Annotated in this window: 7 protein-coding genes and 1 tRNA gene; 3 read left to right on the forward strand and 5 right to left on the reverse strand. The window is 26.0% G+C overall.

The window, feature by feature from the left end; all coding sequences use genetic code 11:
• On the forward strand, positions 1–615 hold a 615-nt coding region (locus WC356_07030), incomplete at its 5' end, for a hypothetical protein (protein MFA5382897.1).
• Entirely contained in the window at positions 612–1364 is a 753-nt protein-coding gene (locus WC356_07035) for a carboxypeptidase regulatory-like domain-containing protein (protein MFA5382898.1), read from the forward strand. The genes WC356_07030 and WC356_07035, both read left to right, overlap by 4 nt.
• Positions 1365–1447: 83 nt before the next feature.
• Here WC356_07035 and WC356_07040 read toward each other — a convergent pair.
• The 5 genes from WC356_07040 to WC356_07060 all read right to left on the reverse strand — a co-directional run bounded on the left by WC356_07040 (position 1448) and on the right by WC356_07060 (position 5959).
• Positions 1448–1632 (reverse strand) — tRNA-Thr (locus WC356_07040).
• A gap of 30 nt (positions 1633–1662) precedes the next feature.
• A complete protein-coding gene (gene aspS, locus WC356_07045) occupies positions 1663–2988 on the reverse strand; it encodes an aspartate--tRNA(Asn) ligase (GenBank protein MFA5382899.1) in 1326 nt (441 codons plus the stop codon).
• A gap of 77 nt (positions 2989–3065) precedes the next feature.
• Positions 3066–3350, reverse strand: coding sequence for a DNA-binding protein Alba (gene albA, locus WC356_07050; protein MFA5382900.1), 285 nt, complete (start codon positions 3348–3350; stop codon positions 3066–3068).
• A gap of 12 nt (positions 3351–3362) precedes the next feature.
• The gene (locus WC356_07055; GenBank protein MFA5382901.1) at positions 3363–4208 is read right to left on the reverse strand and encodes a DUF460 domain-containing protein; all 846 of its coding nucleotides are present in this window, start codon (positions 4206–4208) and stop codon (positions 3363–3365) included.
• A gap of 8 nt (positions 4209–4216) precedes the next feature.
• Positions 4217–5959, reverse strand: coding sequence for a DUF2207 domain-containing protein (locus WC356_07060; GenBank protein ID MFA5382902.1), 1743 nt, complete (start codon positions 5957–5959; stop codon positions 4217–4219).
• 198 nt (positions 5960–6157) lie between these two features.
• Here WC356_07060 and WC356_07065 point away from each other — a divergent pair.
• Positions 6158–6502, forward strand: a 345-nt coding sequence (locus WC356_07065) for an Hsp20/alpha crystallin family protein (protein ID MFA5382903.1), incomplete at its 3' end; no start/stop codon positions are given.

The raw sequence follows: 6502 nt of genomic DNA on the forward strand, positions 1-6502 counted from the left end.
TTTATTGGAGAAAATTTATATGATTATAATATTATATATTCAAATTCAATTGATCCAACTAAACAAATAAAATTATATCCTGTAAAATATGAAACACAAACAGTTTGTCCTGAATTTAATTTTTATGATCTAAGAACACAAAAAAAATTAGAGGGTGTAAAATTAAATATAGATAAATGCATAGATATGGGAGCATATTCTGTTTCTTTTGAAAAACCAGGGTATTTAAAAAAGACAGAAGAATTATTTTTAACAAATACCACAATAAATATTCCTTTGGAAAAAAATGCTAAATTAACAGTTATTTCTGATACTATTTTTGAAATAGAGGGAAAAGAATATTTAATTTTTAATAATATAAACAGAGAAATAATTTTAGAAGAAGGAAATTATTTTATTAAATATAAAAATATGACAATACCCATAAATGTCAATGAAGGCCGTAATTTAATAGACCTTACAAAATTACAAAATGAGCAGGGAACAATAGAAAAAGAAGAACAGATAGAAGAGAGAACTAAATGGAAAGAAATATATACTCCTGTAATTCTAATATTATGTGTAATATTTATTTTTTATATAATCTCAAAAAAAATAAGGGAGGTAATTAAATGAATATAGAAATAGGAAAGATTTTTTTAATTGCAGTTTTATTATGTATTTCAATAGTAAATTCTGCAGTAATTACTGGATTAGTAACAGAACAAATGACTGATGGGTCTATCGGAGATTCAATTCAAGGGGCGCAAATAACTGCATTTTTAGAACTTTCTGAAAATGAAACTGAAGAAATAGCAACAGCAGTAAGCGGGGAAGATGGTGAATTTAGTTTAAATATAAAAGAAAAGTATGGTAAATATTTAATTACGTCTCAAAAAGAAGGTTATTTTGATGGCGGAGTAGGAGGAATGGAAATAGATGCAGATTATCGACTTTTAAATGGTGATTTAACAATGAGTTTAATTAAATGGTCAACAATTTATGGAACTATTAAATGCGGTGGAGAACCTGCACAAGGGGCAGTAATATCTGCAGAATCAGATTATAAGAATTTTTCCACAACTACAAATGCACAAGGAGAATATGAATTAGAATTGCCAGGAAATGTACCATTTTTATTAAAATTTGAAAAAGAAAATTGTGTTTCTTCATCAATAACAAATGTATACGCAGCAGATATTGATTTTAGTATGGATTTATCAAAGGTTGTAGAAAAATCAAAACCACCTGAAATTATACCTGTGGTGTTAGATACTAAAGAAACAGTACAAGCTGAATCAGATAATACGCTTTTAATTATTGGTGGAGTAATAGTTGTAATTATATTAATTGCAGTATTTTGGTTCATTAAAAAGAGAAAATAATTTCTTTTTATTTTATTTTTTACTTATTTTTAATTATTTTATTAACTATTTTTTAATTTAAAACTTAGTTTTAAAAATAAAAAAGCCTCCGATGGGATTATCAATCTTTGATTGACAAGTTTTGAATGAATTGTCATTCAAAGGTTTTTGAACCCACGACCTCTTGCTTTTTTTCGCCGTTTCTTTTTTCCGCATCCTGCGCTTTTTTCTTTACAAAGAAAAAAGGGCGGTACCAAGCAAGCGCTCTACCAAGCTGAGCTACAGAGGCTTTTAAAAAATACAATTGGATTTGATTTGTTTAAGGTTTTAATCTTTCTGGATCTCTAGGTAATAATATTGCTTCTCTTATATTTTCTAATTTTAATAGTTTTTCAGTTATTCTGTCTAAACCCATACCAACTCCTCCATGTGGAGGACACCCATATTGGAATATTTTTTTATATTCTGACATTTTTTCTAGATCTAATCCTTTTTCTTTTGCTTGTTCAGATAATATTTCTAATCTATGTTCTCTTTGTGATCCAGTTGCAATTTCTACTCCATTATAAATTAAATCAAATGACCTTGTTCCTTTTGAATCATTTTCAGGTTTCATATGATAAAAAGGTCTTTTTTTGAATGGGTAGTTTAAAGCAAAAACAAATTCTTCATTATATTTTTCTTTTATATATTCACTAAGTACTTTTTCTCCTTCTGCATCTAAATCTTCATCAATAGGTATTTCTTTTCCCTTTTGCTTTAAAATTTCTCTTATCTCATGAAAATCTAATCTAGGTATTTTTTTAGGTATTTGAACTTCTTTTTCTAATATTTCTAATTCTTTTTTACATTTTTCATTTATTTTTGTAGTGATATGTATCATTAATCCCTCAATAATATCCATTATATCATGTTCATTTTCAATAAAACCCATTTCAAAATCAATACCTGTAAATTCAGTTAAATGTCTTGTTGTATGTGATTTTTCAGCTCTGAATACAGGACCTATTTCATATACTCTTTCAAATCCTCCTGCTACAAACATTTGTTTATATAATTGAGGAGATTGAGCTAAATATGCCTTTTTACCAAAATAATCCAATGTAAATAGTTCAGACCCTGTTGATTCTTCTCCAGGACTTTCTAACCCTAAAATAGTTATTTTTGGGGTAGCTATCTTAGTAAACCCTTGAGAATCTAAAAATTCAACTGTTGATTTGAATATTTGCGATCTTATTTTAAAAATAGCATTTATTTCAGGTCTTCTTGTATCTAAAAATCTATTATCTAAACGAGTATCTAAATTAGATTCTATTTTTCCATATACTTCAGTAGGTAATTTTGGTTCAGAAGCAGATAATAATTTGATTTTTTTAATAGAAACTTCATATCCTTGTTTTGCTTGTTCACTTTTTTTAACATTTCCTTCTATTTCAACAACAGATTCTCTGTAAATATTGGAGATTAGTTCAAATGAGTTAGAATCACATTCTTCTTCTAATGCTATTCCTTGTGTTTCTCCAGTTCTATCTCTCATTACTAAAAATTTTATTTTCTTTTTATCTCTAATATTTACTATCCAGCATTTAAGAAGCACTTCTTTTCCAATATTTTCTTGTAATTCCTTAATTAAAGTTCTCTCCATATGATCTCCTGTTAAATTAATCAATATAAATGTTTAAGAAAGTTTGGTTAAAAAATAAAATAAAAAAGAGAATAAATTTATCTCTTTAATTTAATTTCAATTGCAGAAACTTTTGATTTTGAGCCATCTTCAGAAGTTAATTCTTCTGTTTTAATCTCTATTTTTTCTACATGTACGTCTGGCATAAATCTATTTCTTACGATTTCTGCTACATCAACTGCTTTTGATATTGTTTTTCCTCTAGCTTTTATTTCTACTGAATTTGCTCCGTTATTAAATTGGGTTACTACTGCTAGGACATAACCCATGATGTTCTTTTTTCCTATATACACAATATTGTCTTCTTTTCTTTCTTCTGTCATATATAACACCTCTTAGTTTATTTCTTTTTTTCGTTTATCTCTGTATTCTGTAATTATATTTTCAACCATATTTTTTAAATACTTTGTGTTTTGTTCTTCTTTTATCTTTTTCTTCTTTTTTTTGTTTTTTTTACTTTCTATATAAAGTTTTAATCTAATTATTTCATTTTTTAATTTTATTACTTCTTTATCTTTTTCTATCTCTTTTTTTCTTATATTTTTTTCTTTTTTAATTTCCCATTCTATTTGCTCTTTTTCTAATTTTAATTTTTGTATTTGTTTTTTTAGTTCTTGGTTTTCTCTTGTTATATTTTTAATTTCTTCAATCCATTCTTCTATGTGTTTATCTCTTTTTGTTGGTTTATCTTTTATCTCCTCTTTTATTTTTTCTTCTGTTTTTTCTAAAAATAATAAAGCGTTTTTTAATGAATGGCCGTTTAAGATTAAATGTTTTAAATAATCTTTTTCTTCTTCTGAGTATTCTAGAGAGTTTACTTGTCTTAACCTATTTGCATATTCAAAATAAGCTTTATATGAAGCAGAATATGCGTCTCGTTCATGATCATTTTCAATTTTTATTTTATTTTCTTTTATTAGTCTGCTTTTTTCTTCTTGTGAAAATTCTTTTTCTGGAATAAATAGTTTTACATTAAAACTTGCTGCAATTTTTAATACAAACTCTGGGCAAGGCCTTTTATCTGTAGCTATTATTGAAGGTTTTCCTATATTTAATATTTGTTTTATAACTTCTGCTTTGCCTGCATTTCTAATACTTATTATTTTTATTAAATTACCATTCAAATCTAAAGCAGAAATTCCAGTTGTTGTTCCTGGGTCAATTCCTATTATTAAATGCAATTAATCACCTATCTGGCGCCTCCGCCGCCTCCGCCGCCACCGAAGCCGCCGCCTCCACCAAAACCGCCCCCACCTCCTGAAGAAGGAGATATAGAAGCAGATCTTAAATTCATATTTAAAGCCATAAATGTAGCTAAAGTAAATGTTGTATTAATATTATTTGATATATACCATGAAGGAGTTGCATCTGGATATTTTAAATTAATATATTCTAAAACTTCTTTTCCAACACCTAAGGAAACAGCATATACTAAATAATGATCCCATAATTCTACTGCTGAAGGAGGTTTTTCTTTCATTGAAGTTAAATCTTCTAAAAATCTTTTAAAAGCCATCCATTGTTCATATTCTAAAGCGCCTTTTTCAGTTCGTTTTTCAAAAGGTTTTGCAAGCATAAAATAAAATACAAAAATAAACATAAATCCAAATTGTATCAATATAAATGTTAAAGGACATAAACATATAGAATTAAACATTATTAATGAAGATAAAATAATTATTATAGCAATTATTGCGGTGACATATGTTTTTCCTTTTTTAGCATTTTTTAAATCATGAAAATCATATTTTTTAGAATACTCTTTAATATCCTCTTCCCACTCTTTGAAAAAGGTATAATTTGATGAATTATATTTTTTGAATTTTTCATTCAAATCTACTTCTGTTTTATTTTTAAATAAAAAATTTAACAAATTTTTTTCAAAACTTAAAAGTTTTGAATCTTCTTTTTTTGTTCTTATTATAACTGTGTGTTTATCTTCTCCAAAAACACCTAAAGTTTTTTTAGCAGGAATTTCTTTTATTTTTAAATATCCTTTTCTTGCTAAATCCAAAATACATGCAACTAAATCTTGAGTTCTAGGTTTTTTATGAACTGCATCTATTAAAGTTCCTAAAACAGCAGGTGAATATTCATTTGGTAATTCTCTATAATATTTAGCATCAAAATCTACTTTTGGTTCTTTTCCATATTTATACCAAATGTAAATAATTATCCCAAAACCAATAATCCAAATTACAGATATTAATAATAAGTTTGAAGTATCTGTTTTAGATGGTCCAGTATCTTCATAAAAATGTGTTTCTTCGTTTATTATTTTTTCTAAACCTGTTTCGTTTTTAAAAATTATATTACTTTTATCTGTTATTAATTCCTGGGGAAAAGCTAAACGCGCTTCAACATATTGAGAACCGGCTATATCATTTGCAGTATAATATGCGTAACTATCAAATAATTCAACATTTCCATTTGAAGGTCCATGCCCCCATGCTTTATATTCCTCTTTTGAAATATTTGAAGGTAAATATATATTCGCTTTTAAAGAAGGAAAAGGTTTATCCCATTCTTCTCCTTTTAATTTCCAATAAAAATCACAGACATCTGTATAACATACAATAATATTTGATATTTTATATGAAAAAGTATAATTATGCACTTCATTTTCCCATGTGCTATATCCAATTAATTCTATTTTATTATTCCCAATTTTATCAATTCTTGTATTAATTGGTTTTTCATCTTCATAAACTTGATATTCTAAAATTTCAAAAGTTCCTTCTCTCCATGATAAAGGAATAGTTCTATAAACTTCATGAAATTCTCCAGAATTAAAAGAATAAGAGATAGTTTCATTAATATCAACAGTCCCATCTAAATTGATATAAATTGTTTGCTCCATAGGACCTATTGAATAAGATTTAGCAAATATAAAAACCATAAATAATATTAAAATAAATAATAGTTTTTTCATAGTATTAAATAAATTAGAAGTTATATAAATATTTGTTATTAAAATATTTTAATATTGTTAATATTTTCTTAACATTTTAAAAATATTCTTATAGGTTAAGTGTTAATACCATACTAACACTTTTTAAATATTTCGTTTTATAATAGTTAATATCTTATTAACAAATAAGATACTAATATTAAATGGAGGTGAATGAATATGAAAAGAAATTGGACCGTTTGGGATGAATTAAGAAGAATGCAGGAAGAAATGGATAGGTTATTTGATTTAAATGTACAAAATGTACCTTTAATAACTAGTGGAAACAACCAATTAATGAATTATTCAGCACCATTAAGTGATGTAATTGAAAAAGAAAATGAAATAGTTTATATAATAGATATTCCTGGAGTAGAAAAAAAAGATATAGAATTAGAAGTTATTGGAAATAAATTAGAAATAAAAACTGAAAAAAAAGAAGAGATAAAAAGGGAAGCAGAAGGTTATTTAAGATATGAAAGATCATATAATGGATTTAGAAGGTCTTTTATATTACCTGAAAAT

Source organism: Candidatus Micrarchaeia archaeon, from assembly GCA_041653315.1.
GTDB lineage: Archaea > Micrarchaeota > Micrarchaeia > Anstonellales > JAHKLY01 > JAHKLY01.

Coding starts and splice junctions, on each gene's coding strand:
- WC356_07035 (MFA5382898.1), top strand. CDS start 612: ATGAATATAGAAATAGGAAAGATTTTTTTAATTGCAGTTTTATTATGT.
- aspS (MFA5382899.1), bottom strand. CDS start 2,988: ATGGAGAGAACTTTAATTAAGGAATTACAAGAAAATATTGGAAAAGAA.
- albA (MFA5382900.1), bottom strand. CDS start 3,350: ATGACAGAAGAAAGAAAAGAAGACAATATTGTGTATATAGGAAAAAAG.
- WC356_07060 (MFA5382902.1), bottom strand. CDS start 5,959: ATGAAAAAACTATTATTTATTTTAATATTATTTATGGTTTTTATATTT.